Origin of the sequence: Micromonospora humi, from assembly GCF_900090105.1 — a bacterium.
Taxonomy (GTDB): domain Bacteria; phylum Actinomycetota; class Actinomycetes; order Mycobacteriales; family Micromonosporaceae; genus Micromonospora; species Micromonospora humi.
In genome coordinates this window covers 129260-153530 of sequence record NZ_FMDM01000008.1, presented here as the reverse complement: position 1 = coordinate 153530, position 24271 = coordinate 129260, and the positions used below count along the sequence as shown (strand labels likewise).

Genomic DNA, 24271 nt, shown 5'->3' with positions numbered 1-24271 from the left:
GCAGGTCATCGATGGTCGTAGGCGACCAAGGAGCGTTTGACGGGTGCGTCGATGGTCCAGTTGTGCCGGATCGCGGCGTTGAGGGCGAGCAGGCGTTGCCGGACACGGGTGTCCAGGTCGGCGTTCAGGTCGGCCTCACGGTCCACATCGACACCACCGGCCAATTCTGCGTTTGGCCTATCAACGAGTACGCGGACGGTGTAGCAGTGACCCCCGGAGCATCACGCATACTCCTGTTCCAGGATGGCCAGGTCGCGGTCGGCGAACTGCACGTGTGCCCACTGGTCGCTGAAGATGACTTGCAGGCACTTGACCGCCGTACGTTCGGCGGGCGGCGGGCAGCCGATCGCGGTGTTCGGCCCCCGCACGCGGTCCAGCTCCTCCTGCGTGACCTGCGCCAGATATGCGCGCAGGTCGGCGATCCGCTCGGCGCGCACGGCGAGGATTTCGCCGAGGGTGGGCGCGGCCGACTCGTCGATGCCGAACTCGGTGCCGTTGGTGGTGAACGACGCGGGTAGGCCGATCGGATGGAACGGGTTCGGGCGAAGGGCCGCCGCGTGGCCATACCAGGCGTCCATGACGAAGATCGTGTGGCGCAGGGTCTGGGCGAGCGACCATTCGTCGTTCACCGATCTGTGGACGGCTTCCTCCGGCAGGAGGCTTGCGCGTCGCAGCGTCGCTTGCCACAGCTCCTCGATGACATCCACCGCATCGCGCATCGTCTCGGGTGTGGTCGGCTGCAGTCGACGCCGTTCGGGGTGCAGGCGATCCAGCTCGGCCTCGATCAAGGGCATGACCTCCACGCCGTTGACGCGCAGGCCGTCGATCGCCCCGTCGATGTCGGCGTCCAACAGCAGCACGCCACGCATCCGCGCGCCGCTGAGATCCACCTCGCGGAAGGTTGCGCCGGCCATCGACAGGTCGATGAACGCCGCGCCCTCGTAGTCCGGCTGCTGCACGAATCGCGTCATCGGCACATCGTAGGGGCCTGGTACGACAGGACCACCAGATCAAGATCCCGGCATTGGGCCGCCCGGAGGTTTCCGGACACGAGCGAAGAGGAGGAATACCGGTCAACGGATCCAGGACGGGTCAGCGCTCGTCCGGATCGGTTCCCTGCGCCTGCCACGGCCGGTGCTCGGAGATCCACGCCTCCACGTCGGTCACCAGCCATACCGCTCCCCCGGCGAGCCGGTCGAACCATCAGAGGACATTGGGTTCTCGGCCACTGCCACCGTTGCGAAGGCCGGTCCGACGAGTGCGGGTCCCTGCGGTGGGCCAGGGAACGACTCAAGATCCGTCGACTCGCCCCGAGGAACGGTCCGGGGCCGCCGGCAGCGTTCCCTGCCGCTCGTCGCCGGTGTCGAAGAACCTCGTCAGGTACGCGCCGGCCGGAAGGTCGCTGTCTCTCATCAACGAGTAGACCTCGGCACCATGCCCCCACTCGTCGAACATGTGGTAGACCTGCGCGAAGCCGAGGTACGCACGAAGCCGGCGGCCCGCCGGACCGTGATGCGCTCCTCGTACACGTACGGCGCCTCGGCGCCGCACTGGAAGACGCACCGCACTCCGTACCAGCCCTGCCGCACGCCCTCGCCGGCGTCTCCGGGACCTGTCATCGGCCGAGCCTCAGCATCGAGGCTCCGTCGTGACTCCACCGTCCGCGCGCAGCGGGCCGTCGTCGACGGCGCCCGGCGTCCGTCGAGCTATCCCGGCGAGCAGGTCGGCGACCTGCACCCGGGGGTCGCCGCGGGAGTCGGTCATCACCAGCCCGGCCAGCGGCGACTCCCCGGCCGGCAGCCCGGCGTGCTCGGCCAGCGCCCGTTGGAGGCGGCGCAGCCGATCGGCGGTCAGCGCGCTCTGCTCGTCGTGCGTCACCAGCACCCGCCGCCGCCCGGCGCTCCAGGACAGGACGGTCTCGGCCAGCGCCGGCAGCATCGGCTCCAGCGGCGGCGGGATCGACCGGTCCTCGGCGTACAGCCGGGCCTGCACGTCCGCCACCCGATCGCGGTCGAGCGCGCGCAGGACGGCGTCGGCCGGGATGTGCCGCAGCAGCGCGTCCCGGGCCGCGAGGAACCGGTCCACGCTGCCGTCGCCGGACCGGTCCCGCCGTTTGGTCCGCAGCATCTCGACGAAGGCCGCCAGGAAGGTGTCCCAGTCGGGGCCGGCGGCACGCCCGGCGCGATGCAGCGCGACGGCGGCGGCCCGGCGCTCCCCGGCCAGGCGGGTGCCGGCCACGTAGGACGGCTCGCCCAACAGCAGGTCGATGACGCGGGTGACCAGGAAGAACTGCTTGTCGACCAGGTGGACGTGGGCCCGCCCGCGCAGCGCCGACAGGAGCCACTCCAGCGCCTCGGCCACCTCGGGCCGGCGCAGGAACTGTCGAGACTTGAACTCGTGCGGCGCCAACCGGAAGCCGGAGCGCAGCGTCGCGACCAGGTCGGCGGCCTCGTCGGTGCTCAGGTCGACGCTGGCGTGGGCGATCACCGGGGTGGCGGGGTCGAGCAGGTTGGTGCCGGAGAACCCCGACTCGTCGCAGGCGATCTCCACGACCTCGCCGGTCGGCGCCTCCGCCGGCGGCAGCCCACCCTGCAGCGGCAGCCTCATGCCCATCCTCTCGCCATGGCGACCATCGTGGCGGACGCGGGGCGACCGGACCACCGGTTTGGCGTCGACTCAGGCACTTGCTCGGCCCTCGATCGCGTACCCACCGCGCGGCCGCGAATCCGTACAGTGATACCCGCCGTCGCCGATCGAGCGACCCAACGGGGAGGTTCGAGTGACGGAACTGGTGCGGATTCCGCTGGACGACGGCGGCGTCCTACTCGTCGAAGGATCCGGCGCGCCGGACGGGCCAGTTGACGCGGGCCGCATCGGAGACCACCTCCGGGACCTTCCGACGACGCTGCGGACCACCTTGGCGCCGGTCGCCGACGCGGCCCGGGTGGTGCTCGACCAACTGCGTCGGGCCGGCCCCGACGAGATCGAGGCGGAGTTCGGCGTCGACCTGTCCAGCGAGGCCGGCGCGGTGATCACCAAGAGCCAGCTGGCCTGCCACCTCAAGGTCACCGTCCGCTGGAACCGGGCGGAGCCGGTGCCCACGCCCTACCGATGACCTCGTCGCTCACGGCCGCCGTCGCCCGCTTCGTGACCGCGGACGGGACGGTGGCCGGCGCCGGTTTCCTGGTGGGCGAGCGGATCGTGGTCACCTGCGCCCACGTCGCCCGCGCGGTCGGCGGCGCGCCCGGGGCCGAGGTCACCGTCTGGTTCCCGCACGCGCCAGGCGCGCCCCGGCTCGCCGCGCGCGTCGTGCCCGAGGCGTGGCGGGACGCCGGCGACCGGGACATCGCCGTCCTCCGGCTCGACACCCCACCCGAGGGGGTACGCCCACTGCCGCTGGGTGCCGCCGCTGGCCGCCGCGGGCACGCCGTGCGGTCGTACGGCTTTCCCCGGCAGGCGCCCGCCGGCGGCCACCACGGGTACGCCGTCGCGGGCGACCTGCTGCCGGAGACCGCCGCCGGCACGCTGCTGCAACTCACCGACGCCAACGACCTCACCACCGGCTTCAGCGGCGCGCCGGTGCTGGACGACGTCACCGGGCTGGTGGTGGGCATGGTCACCGCGATCACCCACCCCGACGCGCACCAGCGGGGGCAGGGCATCGCGTACGCCACGCCGGCCGAGACGCTGCGCGAGGCGTACCCGGAACTGGCGGTGCGGGACGTGGTCCCGTACCGCGGTCTGGAAGCCTTCACCACTGCGCACGCCCGCTGGTTCCACGGCCGGGACGACGCGGTCGACCGGGTACTGGCCGCGCTGGGCGCCGGTCATCCGGCGTTGCTGCTCCTCGGCCCGTCCGGGTCGGGCAAGTCGTCCCTGGTCCAGGCCGGCGTCGTGCCGGCCCTGGCGGACGGCGGGGTGCCCGGCGCGGACCGCTGGCTGACGGTCGTCGCCCGTCCCGGTGAGGATCTGCTCAGCGAGTTGGCCGGCGTCGTGGACGGCGCGCGGGCCGCGATCGACGCACGCCTCGCCGGGGAACCGCCCGGCACCCGTCTGCTGCTGGTGGTCGACCAGGTCGAGGACGCATTGACCGAGGTGACCCCGGCCCGGGCGGCCGACCTCGACCGGCTCACCGCCGCGGTCGGCGCGCATCCCGCGGTGACCGTGCTGCTGGTGATGCGTGACGACTTCTATCCCCGGCTGGCGACCGTCGCGCCGGACCTCCTCGACGCGGCCCTGCCCGGCCTGGTCAATGTGCCGGCCACCCTCACCGCCCGAGAACTGACGGCGATCATCACCAGGCCCGCCGAAGCGGCCGGCGCACACCTCGAGGACGGGCTGACCGACCGGATCGTCGCCGACCTGCTCGCCGCCGACCCGGGCGCCCCACTCGACCGCCGCGCCCCGGTCACCCTGCTCCCGCTGCTGGAACTCACCCTCGAACAACTGTGGCACCGGCGCGACGACGGTCGACTCACGCACGAGGCGTACCGGCGGGTCGGCGAGATCTCCGGCAGCCTGGCCCGGTGGTGTGACCGCGCAGTCGAGGAACTGCCCGCCGAGCGACGGTCGATCGCCCGGCGCGTCCTGACCGCGCTGGTCCACCCGGCCGACGAGGCCCACCGGGTGCCGGCCGCCCGGCGGCAGGTGCCGCTGGCCACGCTCCGGGAGCTGGCCGGCGCCGACACCGCGCCGGCAGCGGTCGACGAGGTGCTCGCCGTGCTGACCCGGCGCCGCGTCGTCACCACCCGCCGGGTCACCCCGCCCGGCCCGGACCGATCCCCCGAGCCGGTGGCCGAACTCGTCCACGACGCGTTGATCCGCGACTGGGGCACGCTGCGCGGATGGGTGGCACAGGACCGCCGGTTCCACGACTGGCTGCGCCGGGCGGAGGAACGCCGGCTGCGGTGGCGGGACACCGCCGACCCGGACGACCTGCTGCGCGGCACCGACCTGACCGAAGGGCTGACCTGGTCGCCGACCCACGCACTGCCCCGGGAGACGGCCGCCTACCTGGCGGCCAGCGCTGACCGGCAGCAGGCCGCGACCCGGCGGGCGCGACGGCTCAACGCGGTGCTGGCCTCGCTGCTCGTCCTCGCGGTGGTCGCCGCCGGCGTCGCGTTCTGGCAGCGGCAGGACGCGGTCCGCACCGGGGCGCAGTCGCTGTCCCGGCAGTTGGCGACCCAGTCCCGGTCGCTGCAGACCAGCGATCCGGAACTCGCCGCGCTGCTGGCCGTGCACGCCCACCGGGTCAGCCCCACGGTCGAGGCCGCAGCCAGCCTCTATGCCGCATCCGGCCTGGCATCCCTGAACCGGCTCACCGGGCACCGCGGTCCGGTGAACGCGGTCGCCTTCCAACCCGGCGGCACGCTGCTGGCCGCCCTCACCGACGGCACGGTGCGACTGTGGGACACGGCCACCGGCAGGACCACGGGTGACATCGCGCCCGGCGACGCCGACATCCTGTCGATCGCCTTCAGCCCCGACGGGAGCACCCTGGCCACCGGCGAGAGCACGGGACGGGTGTCACTGCGCTCGGTGACGGACGGGCAGGTCCGCGGCACGCTCGACGATCAGGCCTCGGACAGCGGGAGGGTCCAGGCGTTGGCCTTCTCGCCGGACGGTCGGGTGCTCGCCGCCGTCGGCCCCTTCGCCAAGGTCAAGGTGTGGGACGTCCCTGGAGCACGGCGGCGGGCCACCCTCACCGGCCACACCGCTGAGATCACCACGTTGACGATCTCTTCCGACGGCCGCACGCTGGCCAGTGGTGCCCGGGACGGGACGGTGCGGCTCTGGGACCTGGCCGGCGGCCGCAGCCGCGGCGTCCTGCCCTACGACCTGGACCGAGGGTGGGTGGACACGCTCGCGTTCAGCCCGGACGGCCGCACCCTCGCCGTCGCGGGCAGCCAGGAGTTGCGGCTGTGGGAGGTCGGACCGCTGCGGGCGAGGGCCACCCTGCCCGTACGGAACGTCAACGCCGTGGCGTTCAGCCCCGACGGCAAGCGGATCGCCACCGGGGACGACGAGGACCAGGTGCGGCTGTGGGACGCGGTCACCGGCCGGATCCAGGGCGCGCTTCCCGGCCACACGGAGAACGTCAACGCGTTGGCCTTCAGCCCGGACGGTCGTCTCCTCGCCTCCGGCGGCGATGACCGGACCGTACGGCTGTGGGATCCCACCGTGACCCTGACCCGGGCGGTGCTGACCCGCCCCGACGTCGACGTGGACGCGGTCGCGTTCAGCCCGGACGGGTCCATGCTCGCCGTCGGCGAGGACGACGTGGTCAGCCTGTGGGACGTGGCGGTCGGCCGGGTCCGGAGCACCCTGCGGGCGCCCACCGAGAACACGGAGGTGACGGCGCTGGCCTTCAGCCCGGACGGACGCACCCTGGCTGTCGGCAGCGACGTCGTCCGGCTCTGGGACGCCACCGCCGCCCGCCTCCGGGAGACGCTGGGCAACGAGGCCTCGCTACTGGGCGTCAGCGCGCTCGCCTTCAGCCCCGACGGCAGGACCCTCGCCTGGGGCGACGCCGACGGCGCGGTGCAGCTCTGGGATCCGGCAGCCCACCGGATCCGCGCCGCCCTCGCCGGCCACGGCAGCGAAGTGATGGCAGCCGCCTTCTCGCCGGACGGACTGACCCTGGCCACGTCCAGCCGGGACAGCACGGTCCGTCTCTGGGACCCCGTCGCCGGCCGGGCCCGAGCCGTCCTCATCGGCCACACCGACCGGGTCGGGTCCGTGTCCTTCAGCCCGGACGGGCAGACCCTGGTCAGCGCGAGCGACGACGCCACCCTCCGGCAGTGGGACGTGGCGACGGGACGCTCGACGACCACGCTGAGCCTGCCGGACGGTGGATTCTTCATCACGGCCCAGTTCAGCCCGGACGGCCGAACCCTCGCCGTCGGCAGGGCCAACGCACCGCCGCAGCTGTGGGACGTGGCGAGCGGGCTGCCGTACGCCACGCTCACCGGCTACCTGATGAGCGCGGACGTGGTGGCGTTCAGCCCGGACGGCCGGCGGCTCGCGGTCGGCGGCGGCGACACCGTGTGGCTCGGCGCCGTCGAGTCGCCCGACCCGACACGCGCCCGGGACAAGCTCTGCCGCGACCTGCGCCGCGATCTGACCGACGAGGAGTGGTCCACCTACCTGCCGGGTGTGGAGCGCAGGCCGGCCTGCCCGGCCCGCTGAGGACGCCCGCCGTGGCGGTCCGGACCTCCGGCCCGGCACGACGTGCCCCGCCGGGCCGCCCACATCGTCGACCGTCACCGACTCGATGCGGCCTCCACCTCCTGCTTCAAGGCCTCGACCTCACCCTCCTCGCACAGGAGAACGACGTGGAAGAACGGCCCCGTGCCCCGGTACCGCGCCTCGTAGGAGTCGGCCCAGTGCCGGCCGGCGTCGGCGAGGATGCCGAAGAGGACCTCTCTCCTGCTCTCGTTCTCGCGCAGGATCAGGGAGGCGTTCTCGACGAGGACGAGATATCGGTGTGCCGGCAACCACTGGAGATCCGTGAGGCAGTCCGCCAGGGCAGGCCAGTTCCACCCGAAGTAGCCCGGGAACCGCAGCGCGTCGGAGAACTGCGCGAACACGCCGTCGACGTCCGTCATCGCCGCGCCGTCCAGGCGGGCCACCGCGATCTCACCGGAGGGTGGCACGAGATCCGTGACGGGAAACAGCGTGGTGCGGGCGAGCACCTGGACCGCAGGTGCGGAGTTCTGCCACATGGTCACTGGAGGTAGCTGCTCGAGGCGAGGAAACGCGTCATCCGCGGTCCGTCGATACGCAGCTCGAACACGTCTGCTCTCCCCGCGATGAAGTCCACCACCGTCGCCGCTGTTCCATGAGTCGCCGGGACGGCTGAAGATATCAGCCCGAACCGCCCGATCGTCGACCCCGAACGGACACGCTGAGTCACCATGGCGACACTCCCCTGGCGTGCCGCCGAAGGCCCGATGACACTTCGGCCATGACAGACAGCGAGCGTGAGCGCACCAACGAGCGCTTCGAGAAGGTGGCCGAGGAGACCTCCGAGACGGTGAACCACGCGGCCACCGTGCTGGAGGAGGAGATCGCGGCGGGGCTGGCCGGCGCCCGGCGGCTCGAGGAGAAACTGAGCGAGAGCCGCCGGGTGGACCCGGAGGCGTTCGACGAGCTCGTGGCGCGGGTCCGCACCGACGGGCACAGCCTGATCGACACCGTGGTCGGGCAGTTGAAGATGGCCGACGACCAGCGCGGCGAGGTGATCCGCCGGTACACCTCCGACGCGCACGACGCGCTGGACACCGTACTCAATCTCGCCCGGCTGGCGCCCGACGTGGCCAACGGGCTCGCGGACCAGTTGGCGTCGCCGACCCCGGACGGTCCGACCCGGACGAACCGGTAGCCGCGCGATGGCGCCGACCGCCGGGGTGGCCGGCGGGTCCGTGGAGGCCATGCTGGAGCGCTACCGCGGGCTCGCCCTCGACGCCCTGCTCGACGACGTGCCCGAGGGCGGCCCGCGATACCTCTACGACCTGGTCGCGGAGTATCCGCGTCGGTGGGGCAAGGGGCTGCGCGCCGCGATGTGCCTCGCCACCTGCCGGGCGTTCGGCGGCGCGCCGGCGGTGGGGCTCAACGCCGCCGTGACCGTCGAGTTGTTCCACAACGCCTTCCTCATCCACGACGACATCCAGGACGAGAGCGAGCAGCGGCGCGGCGCGGCGACCCTGCACGCCGAGTACGGGGTCGGCGTGGCGCTGAACGTCGGCAACATGACGAACCTGCTGGCGTTGCGGCGGCTCGCCGCGAACCGGGCGGCGCTCGGCTCCGGGATCGCCTGGCGGCTGTTCATCGAGACCGAGTTGATGATGCGCCACTCGCTGGAGGGGCAGGCCATCGAGATCGGCTGGATCCGGGACAACGTGTGCGACCTGGACGCCGACGACTACTACCGGATGTGCCTGAAGAAGACCTCCTGGTACACCTGCATCTACCCGTGCCGGACCGGCATCCTCGTCGCCACCGGCCGGGAGAACGCGGTCGACGTGCTGGACCGCTACGGCTGGTACCTGGGCGCCGCGTTCCAGATCCAGGACGACGCGCTCAACCTGACCGGTGACTACGCGAGCTACGGCAAGGAGATCGCGGGCGACCTGTGGGAGGGCAAGCGGACGCTCATCCTGATCGACTTCATGCGGCGGTGCACACCGGACGAACGCGAACGGCTCGTGGTCTTCCTGAGCCGGACCCGGACGCAGCGCACCGAGGCCGAGGTGCGCTGGCTGCACGGGCGGCTCCTCGCGTACGACTGTGTGGAGTCCGCCCGCCGCAGCGCCCGGGACCTCGCGGTGGCCGCCCGGCACGAGGCGGAGCGGGCGCTGGGGGCGGCGGTGGACACCGACGACGGCCGCTTCCTGCTCGACCTGACCGACTACGTGGTGGAGCGCAACCGCTAGCGACCAGGATCGCGGCTACCGCGGGTCCTGCGGCTTGCGCATCCAGAGCGCGACACCCGCCAGCAGACACGCGGCGCCGACGACGGCGACGGCGGACTTCGCCACCCCGGAGAGATCATCGACGAACGGGAAGGCGCGTGTCGCGGCCAGGGCCAGGAAGGCCAGCGCGAACAGGACGACGGCGAGAACGCGGTGCGGGGTCACCGGGCCATTCGATCAGACCGGTGCGAGCGAGGAGCCCCCGCCCACTGTCCCTCACGGCACGCGAGAGGCCGCCTAGCCTGGGTGGATCGGGTCGGCGTCCGTGCCGGCCCCGCACCGGGAGACCGTGATGACCGAGAGCGTCCCCCGGCCGGATCCGGCCGGAGCGCGCGGCGACGACCAGTGGCTGGCGGAGGTGGCCCGCGCGGCGAGCGCCGACGCGGACGGCGTACCGGTGGAGTTGCTCGGCGACTATCTCCGGCTGCTCCGGGACGCGGCGGTGACCGGTCGCCGCCCGCGCCGCGGTGAGCTGGACGCGATCGGGGTGCTCGGCCGGCGCGCGGCCGAGCAGGGCGTGTCGGCCGGCCGGGCGGTACGCCTCTACCTGTCCGCGGCGCGGCGGCTGTGGCGGCACCTGCCGCACCTGGACCGCTCCTCCGACAGCGAGACGGTCCGGGCCGCGGCGGACGCGGTCCTGCACGTCGTCGACGCCGCCGTCGCCACGCTCGCCGAGGGTTACGCGGTGGCCCGCCGGGAGCTGGTCCGCCACGAGGAGTCGCTGCGCCGCGAGCTCGTCGACGACCTGCTTCGCGGCGACTCCGACCTGGGCGGGTTGGTGGAGCGGGCCGAGCCGTTCGGGTTGGATCTCGCCCGCGTCCATCAGGTCGCGCTCGCCGCGCCGAGCCACCGGTTGCCCGACGCCGAGCCGGCGATCAGCGCCCTGGAACGGGTCATCTTCGACCGGCTGGGCGACCGGGACGTGCTGGTGGCGACGAAGGAAGGGCTGCTGGTGGTGATCGCGCCGGCGGAACCGGTGCGGCCCGGTCGCGGCGGGCCGACGGACGACCTCGGCCGGCTCATGCACGGCGAGCTGGACCGCCTGACGCGGGGCCGGCCGTGGCAGGTGGTGGTCGGCCGCCCGCACCCCGGGCTGTACGGCATCGCCCGCTCCTACGAGGAGGCCCGGGAGGCCCTCGCCACGGCTCGCCGGCTGCACACCGACGCGCCGGTGATCGACGCCCACGACCTGCTCATCTACCGCGTCCTGCTGCGGGACCAGCCGGCGATGGTCGACCTCGTGCGGGCGGTGCTGACGCCGTTGGGCCGGGCCCGGGGCGGCGCCGAGCCGCTGGTGGACACCCTGGCCGAATACTTCGCGTGCGGCGAGGTCGCCACCGAGGCGGCTCGCCGCCTGCATGTGTCCGTCCGCACCGTCACCTACCGGCTCGCCCGGATCCGGACGCTGAGCGGCCACGACCCCGCCGAGCCGCGGGACAGGTTCACCCTGCACGCCGCCGTGCTCGGCGCGCGGGCCCTGGGCTGGCCGCGCCGGGCGCTGCCGGACTGACTCCCGTCAGTCGGGGGCGGCCACCAGCTCCGGGAAACCCAGCAGCGTGGCCAGGGCGGACGCCTCGGCCGGGGTGAGGGCGAGGCCGACAGTGCCGTCGGGGTCGTGCGGATCGTCGTGGACGACGTCCCGTCGGCCACCGACCCGGTGCGCGATGACCGCGATCCGGCGGCCCTGTTCGGTGGTGAAGGCGTGACGTACGCCGACGCCCGGCAGGTGCGTGCGTTCGATGACCACAGCGAGACTCCTTCGGTGACGGCTGCGCGGAGCCGGCCGGGAGCGGGCCGGCGCTACGGCAGCGTGGTCGGGTGGTGCTGCTGGTGCCGCATGCCACCAACCATAGCCACGGAGCGAGGAAGCGACCTCTCCGGTCGCCGGCAATCTGGCGGGCCCTTGTTGGCCGGTCACGGGCAATGCCGATCGTCACCCTGCCGGCGACGCTGGAGATCCCGAAGAGGTGCCCCCCGGAAAGGACCACCGACGATGACGCACACCCTGGACGACCGCGAGACGCTGCGCGGGCTGTTGGAACGGCAGCTCGCCGACTACACCGACCAGCTCACCGAACTGACGCCGGCCGCACGGCAGCCGGGCCACGGCGGTCACGACCCGGACACCCTGCGCCGGCTGATCGAGGCGGCCCGGGACGGTGCCACGGACACCGCGCAGGCGTTGAAGCGGATGTCCGAGGGCACCTACGGCGTCTGCGAGCGCTGCGGCCACGACATTCCCGCGGGACGGCTGGAGATCCGTCCCGCCGCCCGGTTCTGCGTACCCTGCCAGCGACACCGCTGACCCCGGCGGCGCGCGACCTTCCGGGGTCCGGTCAGGACGCGCGGGCCGCCGGGGCCTCCCGGTCGGCCCGGATCCGGTCGAGGTCGCCGGCGAGTTCGTCGGTGAGCAGCAGGTCCCGCCGGATGTCGTCGTGCGGGTACGCCGCCCGCCCGACCATGTGCGCCGCGACCGGCGCGGTGGCCAGCTGGAACATGCCCACCAGCACGAGCGTGGTGACGTCCACGCCGCTGCGCAGCCGCAACGCGCACCCGAGCAGGACCAACAGCAGCCCGAGCACCTGGGGCTTGGCCGCGGCGTGCATCCGGGACAGCACGTCCGGGAAGCGGATCAGGGCGACACCGGCGGCGAGGCTGAGCAGCGCGCCGGCGACGAGGCAGACACCGGCGGCGGTGTCGAGGACGGCGTCGAGTGTCACTTCGGGTCTCTCCGCGCCGCGAACCGGGCGACGCTGACCGAGCCGACGAAGCCGACCACGGCGAGGACCACCAGCACCGGCAGCGCGGTGGCGTCCCGGCTGTAGGCGGCCTCGGTGGCGATGGCCGCGACCGCCACCGCGAGCAGCACGTCGGTGGCGACGGCCCGGTCCAGGATCGACGGGCCGCGGATGATGCGGACGAGGGTCAGTCCACCGGCCACGGTGAGCAGCACGGTGACGATCACGGCGACGACTGTCACGTCGGTGCCCCTTCCAGGTCGACCGGCTCGGCGCCGGTGGGGTCGGGTTGGTGGAACCGGCCCAGCTCCTCGGCCGAGCCGACGGCGGCGACGATGCGCTCCTCCAGCTCCCGCACGCCGCGCCGGAACCGCTCCACCTCGTCGAGCGTGCGGACGCCGATGACGTGCACGTAGAGCGTGCCGGTCGCCCGGTCGGCCTCCAGGATGAGGCTGCCGGGCACCAGCGACAGCGCCTCGGCGGTGAGGGTGAGGTTGAGGTCGGTGTTCACCCGCAGCGGCACCGCGATGATCGCGCCGCGCGGGGTGTGCCCGAACCGGACCGCCAGCCAGGCGACCTGCGCGGACGCGACCACGAGGTCCCACAGGAAGCGGACCAGGAACCGCAGCAGCGGGACCGGCCGGATCCGCCCGGCGAACGTCACCGGCGGCAGCGGGAAGACCACCAGCAGCACCGCCGCCACCACCAGACCGCCGATCACGTTCGCCCAGGTGAAGGTGCCCCACAGCAGCACCCAGACGGTGACCAGGCCGGTCACCGCGACGGCCCGGTTGCGCCACCGGACGCGGCGCGTCAGCGGTTCACGTGGATGGGTGGTCACGGCGCACCCCCGGGGAAGACGGCCTCGACGTACGGGGCGCGGCGCAGCAGGTCGTCGGCCGCGTCGGTGCTGATGTCGAAGAGCGGTCCGGCGACCACGGTGAGCCCCAGGCCCAGCACCACCAGGGCGGCGGTGGACGCGGTCATCAGCCGGGGCAGCGCCGCGCCGGCCGGGGCCGGGTCGTCGTGCGGTTGCTCGGCGCCCTCGGTGCGCGCCGCCCGGACGCCGTCGCCGGGCTCCGGCATGTCCGGATGCGGAGCCCGCCAGAACGCGAGGTTCCACACCCGGGCGATGGCGTAGAGGGTGAGCAGGCTGGTCAGCAGCCCGCCCGCGACGAGCGCCCAGGCCAGGACCCCGCCGTCGGACACGCCGGCCTGGACGAGACCGACCTTGCCGAGGAACCCGGAGAACGGCGGGATGCCGGCCAGGTTGAGGGCGGGCACGAAGAAGAGCACCGCCAGCACCGGTGACAGCCGGGCCAGCCCGCCGAGACGGTCCAGCGCGGTGCTGCCGCCGCGGCGTTCGACCAGGCCGGCGGCGAGGAACAGGGTGGTCTGGATGGTGATGTGGTGCACCACGTAGAAGATCGCGGCGGACAGGCCGAGCGCGGTGGTCAGGCCGACCCCGAACAGCATGTATCCGATGTGGCTGACCAGCGTGAACGACAACAGTCGTTTGATGTCCGACTGGGCCACCGCGCCGAGGATGCCGACCACCATGGTCAACGCCGCGATCACCAGCAGCAGGTCGGCGGTCCGCCCGCCGGGGAACAGCAGCGTCTCGGTGCGGATGATCGCGTAGACGCCGACCTTGGTGAGCAGGCCGGCGAAGACCGCGGTGACCGGCGCGGGCGCGGTCGGGTAGCTGTCCGGCAGCCAGGCCGACAGCGGGAACACCGCCGCCTTGATGCCGAACGCCAGCAGCAGCATGCCCTGCAGGACCAGCCGCAGGTCGTCCGGCAGCGCGTCCAGCCGGTCGACCAGCTGGGCCAGGTTGAGCGTGCCGGTGGCGGCGTAGATCAGGCCGATCGCCACCAGGAAGATCAACGACGACAGCAGGCTGACCACGACGTACGTGGTGCCGGCCCGGATCCGGTTCTCGGTGCTGCCCAGCGTCAGCAGCACGTAGCTCGCCACCAGCAGGATCTCGAAGCCGACGTAGAGGTTGAACAGGTCGCCGGAGAGGAACGCGTTGCACACGCCGGCGGTCAGCACGAGGTAGGTGGGGTGGTAGACCGACAGCGGCGTCTCCTCGTTGCCGTCGGCCATGCCCTGCCCGATGGAGTAGACCAGCACGCACAGCGTGACCGCGGCGGAGACCACGAGCATCAACGCGGCGAGCTGGTCGGCCACGAGAACGATGCCCAGCGGCGCGACCCAGCCGCCCACCTCGACCACCAGGGGGCCGTCGAGCGTGGAGCGGACCAGCAGCAGCGCCGCGACCGCGACGGTGGCGGCGAGGACGGTGATGCTGACCCACCGTTGGGCGCGGGCCCGGCCGACGAGCAGCAGCGTCAGGGCGGCGCCGAACAGCGGCATCACCACCGGCAGCGGGACCAGCCAGCTCATCGGGTCCTCCCCGGGTCACCGGCGGCGACCCGCCGGCCGTCCGGCGCGCGGGCCGGTACGGGGTCGACGGTCTCGGGGTCGGCGGTGCCGGGGCCCTCGTCCCGCTCCGCCAGCACCATGATGCGGCGGTCCTCGACGTCGTCCTGCACCTCGTCGTGCCCGTTGAGGTGCCAGCTGCGGTAGGCCAGGGCGAGCAGGAACGCGGTCATGCCGAGCGTGATGACGATGGCGGTCAGCACCATCGCCTGCGGCAGCGGGTCGGCCATCTCCTCCTCGGCGGTGGTGCCGACGATCGGCGGGCCGCCGGCCCGCCCACCGGTGAGCAGCAGCAGGTTCGCGCCGTTGCCGAGCAGGATGACCCCCATCAGGACCCGGGTCAGGCTGCGCTCCAGCAGCAGCGTGACCCCGGTGGCGAAGAGGACCCCGACCACCACGACGTAGACCAGGTTGGGACTCACACCAACTCCTCTTCCCGTACGTCGTTCGGCGTGTTCTCGCCCTCGTCGACCTCCTGCTGGCGGTCCATCTCGGCACCCAGGCTGCGCAGGATGTCCAGCACCAGACCGACCACGATGAGGTAGACGCCGACGTCGAAGAAGACCGACGTGACGAAGTGGACGTGCCCCAGCACCGGCAGGTGGAAATCGAGCGCCGCGCTCTGCAGGAAGTCGCCGCCCAGCAGCATCGCGGTGACCCCGGTGCCGACCGCGACGAACAGCCCCGCGCCGAGGACCCGACCGGCGTCCACCGGCGCGGCGCCGTTGAGTTCGGTACGCCCACCCGCCAGGTAGCGCACGGCCAGCCCGAGCCCGGCGACCAGGCCGGCGGCGAACCCGCCACCGGGCTGGTTGTGACCGGAGAACAGCAGGTAGATCGAGAAGAGCAGGATGGCGTGGAACAACAGCCGGGTGACGACCTGCAGGATCACCGACTGGGCGCGGGTGGTGGCGCCGCTGGTGAGCCAGCGCGGACGCACCGAGCTCTGCCGGCCGGCGCCGGGGATGCCGCTGCGCATGTCCAGGGCGCGCGAGCGGCGGAAGATCAGGCTGGCCACGCCGGTCGCGGCCACCACCAGCACCGCGATCTCGCCCATCGTGTCCCAGGCGCGGATGTCGACGAGCGTCACGTTGACGACGTTCTTGCCACCGCCGTACGACACCGCCTCCTCGGGGAAGCCGACCGAGATCGGCGTCGCCACCCGGGCACCGGCCGACACGTACGCCATGCCGGCGGTGACCACGCCCACGGCCACGCCGAGCGCGACGCGCACCCGGCGGCTGGAGCGCATCGGGCGGGCCGAGAACTTCGTCGGCAACCGGCGCAGCACCAGCACGAACATCACGATGGTGACGGTCTCCACCAGGAACTGCGTCAGCGCCAGGTCGGGCGCGCCGTGCAGGACGAACAGCAGCGCCGTGCCGTAGCCGGTCACCCCGACGAGGATCATCGCGGTCAACCGGCGCCGGGCCCGCGCGGCCGCCACGGCCGCCACCACGACGGCGGCGCCGGCGGCGGCCTGCAACGGGGTGTCCCACAGCTGGTAGCGCTGCGGCCACGGCACGCCGACCAGCAACGCGCCGCCGGGCAGGACGACCAGCACCAGCAGGATGACGCCCAGGTAGAACGGCAGGGAACCACGCTGGGTGGCACCGGTCAGCTCCACCGCCGCGCGGTCCACGGCGCCGACCAGGCGGTCGTAGCCGGTGGCACCGTCGAAGGGCAGCCGCAGCAGGCGCGGTCGGCGCCGGTGCAGCAGCAGGAACAGCCCGACACCTCCGGCGACGGCCAGCGCGGACAGCCCGAGCGCCGGGGTCAGCCCGTGCCAGAGCGCCAGGTGGTAACCGGGGTCGGTGCTCGGGTACAGGTCCGCGTACGGGGCGAGGACCCGGTCCACGGCCGGGGCGAGCACCCCGACCGCGAGGCCGGCGACCGCCAGCACCGCCGCCGGCGCGACGAACGCCCGGTCGAGCGGCTCGGGTCGGGTGTCGGCCACGCCGGGCTTGCCGGCGAACGCGCCCCAGAGGAAACGCAACGTGTAGGCGACGGTCAGCGCCGAGCCGGTCACCAGCCCGGCGAGCACCACCAGGTCGGCGGCGCCGCCGTGCAGGAACGCCTCCAGCGCCGCCTCCTTGGCGACGAAGCCGACCAGCGGCGGAAGCCCGGCCATCGAGGCCGCCGCGAGCCCGGCGACCACCGCCAGCGCCGGCGCCCGCCGACCCAGACCGCTCAGCTCCCGCAGGTCACGGGTGCCGGCGACGTGGTCGACGACGCCGACGACCAGGAACAGGGTGGCCTTGAACAGGGCGTGCGCGAGCACCATCGCGGCGCCGGCCAGCGCGGTGTCCCGGGTGCCCGCGCCGAGGATCACCATCAGCAGGCCCAGCTGGCTCACCGTTCCGTAGGCCAGCAGCAGCTTCAGGTCCGTCTGCCGCAGCGCCGCCCAGCCACCGAGAAACATGGTGACCAGGCCGCCGGCCAGCAGGACCGCCCGCCAGGCGGTGGCCTGGCCCACCGCCGGACCCATCAACGCGACCAGGAACACGCCCGCCTTCACCATGGCGGCGGCGTGCAGGTAGGCGCTGACCGGCGTGGGCGCGGCCATCGCGCGCGGCAACCAGAAGCTGAACGGGAAGATCGCCGACTTGCTCGTCACGCCGAGCAGGATCAGCACCAGGGCGACGGTGAGGTAGCCGCCGCCGGGCAGGTCCTGGGCGATCTCCGACCACCGGTAGGAGCCGGCGTGCTGCCCGAGCATCACGAAACCGGCGAGCATCGCCAGGCCGCCCAGCGTGGTCACCAGCAACGCCTGCATGGCGGCGTGCCGGCTGGCCCGGCGGGCCGGGTCGCTGCCGATCAGCAGGTAGGAGAAGACGGTGGTCAGTTCCCAGAACACGTAGAGCAGCAGCAGGTCGTCGGAGACCACCAGGCCCAGCATCGCGCCGGCGAACGCGACGAAGACGGCGGCGAAGCGGCCCAGGCCGGGGTCGTCGGAGCGGAAGTAGCGGGCGCTGTAGGCGAGCACCAGGGCGCCGACGAAGCCGACCAGCAGCACCATCAGCCAGGAGAGCGTGCCCATCCGCAGGGCGAGGTCCAGACCGAGCTGCGGCACCCAGGTGACCGTCTCCACGACCGGCGAGCCCGAGCGGACCGGGCCGGTGCGGGTGAGGGCCCAGATCCCGGCCGCGGCGGGAACGGCCGCCAGCAGGTAGAGCGCCCGCCGCCCCAGGATGCGTACCAGCGCCGGGGCGGCCACGGCTGCGAGCGCATGAACCGCCACCAGAAGCAGCACACATCCTCCTCAAGATCGACAGCGGGTTAGTCAACCCTAACCGGCGCCGGCGGGATCGACCACGTCGAGCACGTCACCCCGACCAGGCGCATCGGTGTCCGGCCGACGGGGTAGGTATGCAGGTTGCCCGGATAGGCTCGCCGACCCCGACCACGAGGAGACGGCCTGATGCGTTCCGGTGCCCTGCTGTCGATGCGGACCGCCCTCGCGGGCACCACCGGGAACGCGGTGCTGATGGGCGCCGCCGAGATCAGCACCCCGATCGGCTGGGTGCTGCTCCCCGGCCTGCTCGGCGTCTCGACCCGGCCCCGGGTGGCGGCGCTGGTGTCGACCTGGGCCGGTGTGCTGGTGCTGGCGTCCGTCGTCGTACCCGTCGTTCCCGGTCACCGCAGCGAACCGTCCGCCCTGGTCGCGTCCGCGCTCGCGCTGGCCGCGGCGCCCGCCCTGGCCTGGGCCCGGCGCCGGCGGCGGTCCAGCGCGGTCGTGCGGGCCGCCGCACCGCCCGACGTCGCGGTGTTCACCATGCCGGCCGGCCCCGGGCGGGCCGCGCTCGCGGTCTGTGGCACGCCCGGCGAGGTCGGCGCCGCCGTCCCGCTGCGCGACGGCGGCCTGCGCGTCCTGGTCGGCACGGTCACCGGCCCCGCGCTGGCCACGCCCGCCGGCCGACGGACGATCGAGCTGGCGTTCCGCCGGCACGCCGGCCAGCCGCGCCGGTCGCTGCCGCAGCTGGTCGAGGCGCTCGACCAGGTGGTACGCGAGACCGCCCCGGCCGGGCACCTGCACGCCACCGTCGTGCAGGTCGACCGCACCGGGAGCCTGGCGGCGGTGCGCTGCGGCGCACCGGACCTCGCCGTCGTCGGCCACCGGGACGCGAGCCTCGCCGGGGTGCCATCGAGCCCGCCGATCGGGTCGACCGCCACCGCGGTCCCGACGACACCCGCCCGGGTCGCCTCCCGGCGCATCGCCGTCGTCGGCGCCGCCGTCGCCGACGCGCACGGCGACGACCTGGTAGGCGTACTCGATCAGGTGGCCCGCGACGACGACCCGGCGCGGGCGGCGCAACGGCTGACCCGCGCGCCGGGGGGCGGACGGCGGACCGGTCCGGTGCTCGTCGTCGACCAGAGGCTGCCCGGTCCGGCAGGCACCGTCCACCCGGGCTGAGACACCATGTCGAGCGAAGCCGCCCCGATCGGTACGCTTGCCGCTCCACGAACGAGCCACACACCGGAACTCATCCTGCTCAACACGCATCGACGGAGAGGCGGACCACACCATGACGGCGGTTGCGGGCGGGCAGGATGCCGTGGTCGCCGGGCGAGGCGCGGACGAGGACATGCGGTCGTTGTTCGGGCAGTCCGCCGCGGTCTTCGCGGCGCTCACCGGGCCGGCGCACGTGGTGGAGAGCGCGAACCCGGCGTTCTTCGCCGCCATCGGCGAGGAACGGGCTCGCACCGGGGTGGCGCTCGCGGACCTGATGCCCGAACTGGCCGGTCAGGGCTTCATCGCGCTGCTGGACCAGGTCCACCGCACGGGCGAGCCCTACACCGGCCGTGACGTGCGCGTGATGCTGGGCCTCGGCGCGCACGCGCGGGAAGCGTTCTTCGACTTCACCTACGAGCCGCGGCGGGACGCCCGTGGCACGGTCGTCGGGATCCGGGTGATCGGCCTGGAGACCACCCAGGTGAAGCACGCCCAACGCCTGCTCGCCGAACACCGTGGCCTGGTCGAGCAGATCGCGCGTCAGGCGCCGCTGACCGACGTGCTCGACGGGATGGCCCGCTGCATCGAGCGGCTCGCACCGGAGGAGGTGCTGGTCTCCGTCCTGCTCGCCGATCCCGACGGCCGGCGCCTGCGCCACGGCGCCGCGCCCAGCCTGCCCGACTTCTACAACCAGGCCATCGACGGGATCGCCACCGGTGAGGGCGTCGGCTCCTGCGGCACCGCCGCCCACCGGCGGGAAGCGGTCATCGTCACCGAGATCGCCACCGACCCGTTCTGGACCGACTTCCGCGACCTGGCCGAACGGGCCGGGCTCGGGGCCTGCTGGTCGACGCCGATCCTCGGCCGCGACGGCGGCCTGCTGGGCACCTTCGCCATGTACCACCGCTCCCCACGCGTCCCCCGGGACGCCGACCTCGCGCTCGCCCGCGTCTTCACCGACACGGCCGCGCTGGCCATCGAACGGCACCACATCGAGCAGGCCAAGGCGGCCGCCGACGCCCGGGCCAGAGCAGCCCACGACGAGCTGGCCACCGTGGTGCGGGCGGAGCGGGAACTGCGCGCCGAGGCCGAGCAGCGCGCCGCCCTCGCCGCGGAGATCACCGCGCGGGTGCGTGCCGCGGCCGCCGCGCAGGCCGCCACGCCACACCCCGAGCGGTGTCAGCTCGGCGGCGCCGACGGGTGCGAGGCGGCGGCCGAGATCAAGCTCGCCGACTCGTGGGGCGACTCCGCGTGGGGCTGCCCCATCCACGTGGAGGAAGCCATCCTCAACGTGCGGTCGGTCTTCATCGCCAGCGAGGAACTGGGCGGCCTGGCCGCCTACCTCAACCGCTGACCGGCCGTGCGGCCGGTGGCCGCGCGTGATCTCGGAGCTTCCGCGATGTCGGTGTCAGTTCCCCGAAAAGGCGGTTGTCGCGGACAATCTTGGGTGTCCTATCACGACGCACCGACGTGGTGGGTCGCAACAGTGATCTAGGGTGACGCGATGACCGCCGGGCCCCTGACGACAGTGCTGTTCGACTTCGCCTGGACTCTGTTCGCCAGGGACTCGGAGCGCTGGGTGGGCAACGCGGCGGCATCGATCGACCGGACGTTGGCCGCCGGCGAGGCGCACCGTATCGCCGGCGACTTCGCGGACCTGCTGCGGGAGACGGCCACGGATCCGGCCCACATCGCCCGAGATCTGGATCCGCGAGTCTGGGATCGGGCCATCCTCACCGTGCTGGAACAGATTCCCGGCGTGGACCAGGCGCTGGCATCGGTCCTGCATGAAACACACGCCGAAGCGATCGAGCCGTACGCCGACACCGCCGCCACCCTGTCCGCACTGCGTGACAGCGGTGTTCGCATCGGCGTCGTCAGCAACGTCGGCTGGGACATCCGCACCTGCTTCGCGCGGCACGGACTCGACGGCCATGTCGATGCGTTCGTGCTGTCCTACGAGGTCGGCTTCGTCAAACCGGACCCTCGGATCTGGGTCGCCGCCCTCGAAGTCCTCCATGCCGAACCGGGCCAGACCCTGATGGTCGGTGATCATCCCACCGGCGACGGCGGATCGGTTTCCGCCGGCATACCAGCGCTGATCCTGCCGATGGTGGATTCGCCCGCGCAGAAACGCGGCTTCGCACACGTGCTCAGGATCCTGAGCCGGTGACCGCCGGCTTCGCTCCTATCCGCCGACATGGCAGGTCGGAGATCGCGGAGATCGGCCGGTTTGGACTCCCCCGCCGCGAGCGCGCGGGACAGAGAATGCTCGCTTCCCGCATGGAGGGTCATTCTCCTGCCTGACGTCCGAGTTCGAGATCCGCTCCGCCCGGCGTGTGGGCTTATGCGGTGGGCGCAGGCTCGGTAGCGTGGACTGGCGCGGCCGGCTCGCCGGCGGCGTGCCTGCGCTACGAGGAGGCTCGCGATGGAATCCCTGCCAGAGCTGACGTTCGGGCAGCGGTTGAAGGTCTACCGGGAGCGGTCCGGTAAGACCCGGGCGGTGCTCGGTGGGCTCGTGGGTCGAAGCGCCGAATGGGTCAAGGCGGTGGAGACGGACCGGATCCTGCCGCCGCGGGTGCACATGTTGGACCGCATCGCGCGTGCGCTCAAGGTCGACGTGTCCGCGCTGGTCGGGGAGTTGAGCGACCGGTCGGCCGCGGTGAACGGGCCGGAACATCCGGCGTTGGCGTCGGTGCGGGACGCAGTGAACCGCTTCTCGCTCTCCGTCGACGAACCGCCCGAGTCGTTGTCCAGCCTCAGAGAACGCCTCGACGCGGCGTGGCGGGCACGTCATCAGGCGTCGGACCATCGAACGGTGCTGGGTGGCCTGCTGCCAGGGCTGCTGCGCGACGTGGAACGCGCCGCGCTGGCGTACGAGGGTGGTGAGCGTCGGCAGGCGCAGGCCCTGCTGGCGGAGGCGCTCGGACTGGCGCAGATGTTTCTCGCCTACCAGCCCGCTGCCGAGCTGCTGTGGCGGGTCGCCGATCGGGCGATGGTGGCGGCGCAGGAGTCCGGAGTTCCGGAGGCGGTGGCTGGTGCGGGGTGGTTCCTGTGCCAGGTGCATCGGGACGCGGGAGACTGGGACACCGCGATGGCGGTGACCATGGACATTGTGTCGGCCCTGGAGCCACACGCGGCCGAGGCGGACACCAATCTGCTGGCGTTGTGGGGTGCGTTGCACTTCGAGGCCGCCTACACCGCCGCGCGTGCTGGTGAGGAGGGTCGGGCCTGGCGGTTCTGGGACCGCGCCGACCGGGTGGCGGACCGCCTGCCGCCGGGTTTCTATCAGCCGCAGACGTCGTTCTCCCGGGTCGTCATGGGTGCTCACGCGGTCAAGGTGTCGGTGGAGTTGCAGAAGTCGGGCGAGGCGGTGCGGCAGGCACGTCGCCACGACGCGGCCGCGATTCCGTCGCGTCCCCGCCGGGCGCGTCATCTCATCGAGGTCGCGCGGGCGCACTTCGGCAAGAACGACAAGGAGGCGGCCGTGGCGTTCCTGGGGCAGGCGTACCGGTCGGCGCCGGAGACGATCCGCTTCAACGGGTACGCCCGCCAGATCACGCTGGACCTGCTCGACGGTCCGCGTTTCATCCGGGACGAGGCTCGTCACCTCGCGATGAAGGTCGGCCTCGTCTCGTGATCTAGAGGTACGAACACTACCCATTCCGCCTCATAGCCTTCCGTAGCTTCTCCGTCACCTGAAGTGGCGGAGGTGACGTAATGCGGGGCAAGGGTGACGAGCCGGCGGTGAGCCGGGGTGAGCAGATTCAGGCGGCCGAGCGGGAGGCGGCGAAGCGGCGGCTTCTGGCCGAGGCGGAGGCGGATCGGATTCCGGTGGAGGAGACCACCCGGGCGGTACCGGATCGGCGGTGGCGTCGTGGGCAGCGTTGAACTGTTACCGGTCGGGCGGCGGGTGGCGTACTGGCGGGTTCGGCGGAAGTTGTCGCAGCAGGTGTTCGCCGACCAGCTCGGCAAGTCGAAGAGCTGGGTCGACAAGGTCGAGCGGGGCGTCCGGCGACTGGACAAGCTGTCGACGCTTCAGGAGATCGCCCGCGTGCTGCGCGTCGACACCGCCGCGCTGGTCGGGCGGGACGCCTCGTCGGTCCAGGCAACGGGTCCCGTCGAGGGCGTCGACCGGATCAGGGCGGCGTTGTCCCGCTACGAGATCCCGTGGGGTGAGCCAGCAGGCGGCCCGGTGGTGACGGTGGACCGGATGCTGCGGGACGTGGGGTACGCGTGGACGACCTTCCAGTACGCCCGCTATCCGCAGGTGGTCGACCTGGTGCCCGAGCTGCTCACCAACGCACAGCGCACGCACGCCGAGGCGCCGCGGGTCGAGGCGTACCGGATCGTCGCTTCTCTGTCGCTCAAGCTCGGCGACGCCGGGCTGGCGTGGCTGGCCGTCGATCGGGCGATGCTCGCGGCCGCCGACGACCGGGAACTGGTCAGCGCCGCAGCCGTGCAGCTCGGGCAGGTCCTACGCGCGCTCGGTCGGGTGCGGGAGGCGAGGTCGGTGCTGCTCGGTGCCGCGTACCGGATCACCCCGCCGGTGATCGACGACGCCGCGCCTGCGGCGTTGTCCCTGTGCGGGGCCCTGCTAATCCAGGCCGCCCTGGCGGCGGCGCAGGACGGGAAGGAGGCCGCCGCCGGCGAGCTGATCGATGAGGCCGCCGGCATGGCGGAGCAGGTCGGTGACGGGTGCGACCATCACCGCACCGGGTTCGGGCCCACCGCCGTCGACCTGGCCCGCGCCGCCGCAGCCGTCGAGGTCGGCGACGCCCGTGCGGCGATCGCCTGGCACGACAAGGCGATCGCGCGGCCCGGTTGGCGGTGGCTGCCCGCCGAACACCGTGCTGCGCACCTGCTCGACGTCGCCCGCGCCCACCTGCACGCCGGGGATGCGAGCAACGCCGCCCGTATGTTGAGCGAGGTCGAACGCACCGCGCCGGCCGAGATCACGTCCCGGCCGGTCGCCCGGCGCATCCTCGCCGAGGTGGTGAGGGACCCGCGCGCCCCGACCACGATCGCGAAGCTCGCCGCCACGCTCGGGGTGGGCTGAGCGGTGTCCGGGACGAAACCTCAGGGTCTGCTCCGGGTGATCGCCGATGGGGTTCGGGTGGGGCGCGAGTCGACGATGGACGGACGTCCAGACCTCAGGAGGC

23 protein-coding genes and 1 pseudogene are annotated in these 24271 nt (G+C 73.0%); 12 read left to right on the top strand and 12 right to left on the bottom strand.

Going from position 1 to position 24271, the window contains the following annotated elements:
* Positions 1–5: 5 nt before the first annotated feature.
* From GA0070213_RS31580 to GA0070213_RS17075, 3 genes and pseudogenes are all read right to left on the bottom strand, one after another.
* Positions 6–107: pseudogene (locus GA0070213_RS31580) on the bottom strand (IS982 family transposase); the annotation flags it as partial.
* 114 nt (positions 108–221) lie between these two features.
* Positions 222–971: a DinB family protein gene (locus GA0070213_RS17080; protein WP_091064679.1), complete on the bottom strand. Its 750-nt coding sequence runs from the start codon at positions 969–971 to the stop codon at positions 222–224.
* Between the two features lie 658 nt (positions 972–1629).
* Positions 1630–2607: a hypothetical protein gene (locus tag GA0070213_RS17075; RefSeq protein ID WP_245716430.1), complete on the bottom strand. Its 978-nt coding sequence runs from the start codon at positions 2605–2607 to the stop codon at positions 1630–1632.
* 172 nt (positions 2608–2779) lie between these two features.
* On the opposite strand from GA0070213_RS17075, the gene GA0070213_RS17070 reads away from it, so the two are divergent.
* Both GA0070213_RS17070 and GA0070213_RS17065 read left to right on the top strand, forming a co-directional pair.
* On the top strand, positions 2780–3115 hold the full coding sequence (locus GA0070213_RS17070) for a CU044_2847 family protein (RefSeq protein ID WP_091064676.1): 336 nt from the start codon (positions 2780–2782) through the stop codon (positions 3113–3115).
* Entirely contained in the window at positions 3112–7188 is a 4077-nt protein-coding gene (locus tag GA0070213_RS17065; RefSeq protein ID WP_091064672.1) for an nSTAND1 domain-containing NTPase, read from the top strand. The genes GA0070213_RS17070 and GA0070213_RS17065 overlap by 4 nt, the downstream gene beginning before the upstream one ends.
* 74 nt (positions 7189–7262) lie before the next feature.
* Here the strand turns inward: GA0070213_RS17065 and GA0070213_RS17060 are convergent, their stop codons facing one another.
* The gene (locus GA0070213_RS17060) at positions 7263–7694 is read right to left on the bottom strand and encodes a barstar family protein (protein WP_245716429.1); all 432 of its coding nucleotides are present in this window, start codon (positions 7692–7694) and stop codon (positions 7263–7265) included.
* A 272-nt stretch (positions 7695–7966) separates the two neighbouring features.
* On the opposite strand from GA0070213_RS17060, the gene GA0070213_RS17055 reads away from it, so the two are divergent.
* Positions 7967–8383 (top strand): hypothetical protein, encoded by a 417-nt coding sequence (locus GA0070213_RS17055; RefSeq protein ID WP_091064669.1) that lies wholly within the window; start codon positions 7967–7969, stop codon positions 8381–8383.
* A gap of 7 nt (positions 8384–8390) precedes the next feature.
* On the top strand, positions 8391–9434 hold the full coding sequence (locus tag GA0070213_RS17050; RefSeq protein ID WP_091064666.1) for a polyprenyl synthetase family protein: 1044 nt from the start codon (positions 8391–8393) through the stop codon (positions 9432–9434).
* 15 nt (positions 9435–9449) lie between these two features.
* Here GA0070213_RS17050 and GA0070213_RS17045 read toward each other — a convergent pair whose 3' ends face one another.
* Entirely contained in the window at positions 9450–9638 is a 189-nt protein-coding gene (locus GA0070213_RS17045) for a hypothetical protein (protein ID WP_091064663.1), read from the bottom strand.
* Positions 9639–9765: 127 nt separating this feature from the next.
* Between GA0070213_RS17045 and GA0070213_RS17040 the strand changes: the two genes are divergently transcribed.
* Positions 9766–10983 (top strand): PucR family transcriptional regulator, encoded by a 1218-nt coding sequence (locus tag GA0070213_RS17040; RefSeq protein WP_091065248.1) that lies wholly within the window; start codon positions 9766–9768, stop codon positions 10981–10983.
* Positions 10984–10989: 6 nt separating this feature from the next.
* On the opposite strand, the gene GA0070213_RS17035 is transcribed toward GA0070213_RS17040, so the two are convergent.
* Positions 10990–11220, bottom strand: coding sequence for a cation:proton antiporter regulatory subunit (locus GA0070213_RS17035; protein WP_091064660.1), 231 nt, complete (start codon positions 11218–11220; stop codon positions 10990–10992).
* A 246-nt stretch (positions 11221–11466) separates the two neighbouring features.
* Between GA0070213_RS17035 and GA0070213_RS17030 the strand changes: the two genes are divergently transcribed.
* Positions 11467–11778, top strand: coding sequence for a TraR/DksA family transcriptional regulator (locus GA0070213_RS17030; protein WP_091064656.1), 312 nt, complete (start codon positions 11467–11469; stop codon positions 11776–11778).
* Between the two features lie 31 nt (positions 11779–11809).
* Here GA0070213_RS17030 and mnhG read toward each other — a convergent pair whose 3' ends face one another.
* From mnhG to GA0070213_RS17000, 6 genes are read right to left on the bottom strand one after another with little or no spacing between them, the layout of a single operon-like run.
* Positions 11810–12193, bottom strand: coding sequence for a monovalent cation/H(+) antiporter subunit G (gene mnhG / locus GA0070213_RS17025; protein WP_091064653.1), 384 nt, complete (start codon positions 12191–12193; stop codon positions 11810–11812).
* Positions 12190–12453, bottom strand: a complete 264-nt coding sequence (locus tag GA0070213_RS17020; protein WP_091064648.1) for a monovalent cation/H+ antiporter complex subunit F — start codon at positions 12451–12453, stop codon at positions 12190–12192. The genes mnhG and GA0070213_RS17020 overlap by 4 nt, the downstream gene beginning before the upstream one ends.
* Entirely contained in the window at positions 12450–13052 is a 603-nt protein-coding gene (locus GA0070213_RS17015; RefSeq protein ID WP_091064644.1) for a Na+/H+ antiporter subunit E, read from the bottom strand. Before GA0070213_RS17015 ends, GA0070213_RS17020 begins: the two co-directional genes overlap by 4 nt.
* Positions 13049–14620 carry a Na+/H+ antiporter subunit D gene (locus GA0070213_RS17010; RefSeq protein WP_091064639.1) on the bottom strand — a complete coding sequence of 524 codons (1572 nt, stop codon included), beginning with the start codon at positions 14618–14620 and terminating at the stop codon, positions 13049–13051. The genes GA0070213_RS17015 and GA0070213_RS17010 overlap by 4 nt, the downstream gene beginning before the upstream one ends.
* On the bottom strand, positions 14617–15078 hold the full coding sequence (locus GA0070213_RS17005; protein ID WP_091064637.1) for a Na(+)/H(+) antiporter subunit C: 462 nt from the start codon (positions 15076–15078) through the stop codon (positions 14617–14619). Before GA0070213_RS17005 ends, GA0070213_RS17010 begins: the two co-directional genes overlap by 4 nt.
* Positions 15075–17909: a Na+/H+ antiporter subunit A gene (locus tag GA0070213_RS17000; RefSeq protein WP_091064634.1), complete on the bottom strand. Its 2835-nt coding sequence runs from the start codon at positions 17907–17909 to the stop codon at positions 15075–15077. Before GA0070213_RS17000 ends, GA0070213_RS17005 begins: the two co-directional genes overlap by 4 nt.
* A 168-nt stretch (positions 17910–18077) precedes the next feature.
* Here GA0070213_RS17000 and GA0070213_RS16995 point away from each other — a divergent pair, with 168 nt between their 5' ends.
* The 6 genes from GA0070213_RS16995 (at position 18078) to GA0070213_RS16975 (ending at position 24168) form a co-directional block, all read left to right on the top strand.
* The gene (locus GA0070213_RS16995) at positions 18078–19070 is read left to right on the top strand and encodes a hypothetical protein (protein ID WP_245716428.1); all 993 of its coding nucleotides are present in this window, start codon (positions 18078–18080) and stop codon (positions 19068–19070) included.
* Positions 19071–19182: 112 nt separating this feature from the next.
* Positions 19183–20463, top strand: coding sequence for a GAF domain-containing protein (locus GA0070213_RS16990; protein ID WP_091064630.1), 1281 nt, complete (start codon positions 19183–19185; stop codon positions 20461–20463).
* Between the two features lie 150 nt (positions 20464–20613).
* Positions 20614–21282 (top strand): HAD family hydrolase, encoded by a 669-nt coding sequence (locus tag GA0070213_RS16985; protein WP_091064626.1) that lies wholly within the window; start codon positions 20614–20616, stop codon positions 21280–21282.
* A gap of 255 nt (positions 21283–21537) precedes the next feature.
* Positions 21538–22749, top strand: coding sequence for a helix-turn-helix domain-containing protein (locus tag GA0070213_RS16980; RefSeq protein ID WP_091064623.1), 1212 nt, complete (start codon positions 21538–21540; stop codon positions 22747–22749).
* An 80-nt stretch (positions 22750–22829) separates the two neighbouring features.
* A complete protein-coding gene (locus GA0070213_RS31575) occupies positions 22830–23000 on the top strand; it encodes a hypothetical protein (RefSeq protein ID WP_175441377.1) in 171 nt (56 codons plus the stop codon).
* Positions 22987–24168, top strand: coding sequence for a helix-turn-helix domain-containing protein (locus GA0070213_RS16975; RefSeq protein WP_091064619.1), 1182 nt, complete (start codon positions 22987–22989; stop codon positions 24166–24168). The genes GA0070213_RS31575 and GA0070213_RS16975 overlap by 14 nt, the downstream gene beginning before the upstream one ends.
* The last annotated feature ends 103 nt before the right edge of the window (positions 24169–24271 follow it).

Excerpts from the sequence above, each read along its gene's own strand:
- GA0070213_RS16985 (WP_091064626.1), top strand. The coding sequence starts at position 20,614 with ATGACCGCCGGGCCCCTGACGACAGTGCTGTTCGACTTCGCCTGGACT.
- GA0070213_RS31575 (WP_175441377.1), top strand. The coding sequence starts at position 22,830 with ATGCGGGGCAAGGGTGACGAGCCGGCGGTGAGCCGGGGTGAGCAGATT.
- GA0070213_RS16995 (WP_245716428.1), top strand. The coding sequence starts at position 18,078 with ATGCGTTCCGGTGCCCTGCTGTCGATGCGGACCGCCCTCGCGGGCACC.
- GA0070213_RS17055 (WP_091064669.1), top strand. The coding sequence starts at position 7,967 with ATGACAGACAGCGAGCGTGAGCGCACCAACGAGCGCTTCGAGAAGGTG.
- GA0070213_RS17050 (WP_091064666.1), top strand. The coding sequence starts at position 8,391 with ATGGCGCCGACCGCCGGGGTGGCCGGCGGGTCCGTGGAGGCCATGCTG.
- GA0070213_RS17075 (WP_245716430.1), bottom strand. The coding sequence starts at position 2,607 with ATGAGGCTGCCGCTGCAGGGTGGGCTGCCGCCGGCGGAGGCGCCGACC.
- GA0070213_RS16980 (WP_091064623.1), top strand. The coding sequence starts at position 21,538 with ATGGAATCCCTGCCAGAGCTGACGTTCGGGCAGCGGTTGAAGGTCTAC.
- GA0070213_RS16990 (WP_091064630.1), top strand. The coding sequence starts at position 19,183 with ATGACGGCGGTTGCGGGCGGGCAGGATGCCGTGGTCGCCGGGCGAGGC.
- GA0070213_RS17080 (WP_091064679.1), bottom strand. The coding sequence starts at position 971 with ATGACGCGATTCGTGCAGCAGCCGGACTACGAGGGCGCGGCGTTCATC.
- GA0070213_RS17010 (WP_091064639.1), bottom strand. The coding sequence starts at position 14,620 with ATGAGCTGGCTGGTCCCGCTGCCGGTGGTGATGCCGCTGTTCGGCGCC.
- GA0070213_RS17040 (WP_091065248.1), top strand. The coding sequence starts at position 9,766 with ATGACCGAGAGCGTCCCCCGGCCGGATCCGGCCGGAGCGCGCGGCGAC.
- GA0070213_RS17065 (WP_091064672.1), top strand. The coding sequence starts at position 3,112 with ATGACCTCGTCGCTCACGGCCGCCGTCGCCCGCTTCGTGACCGCGGAC.
- GA0070213_RS17030 (WP_091064656.1), top strand. The coding sequence starts at position 11,467 with ATGACGCACACCCTGGACGACCGCGAGACGCTGCGCGGGCTGTTGGAA.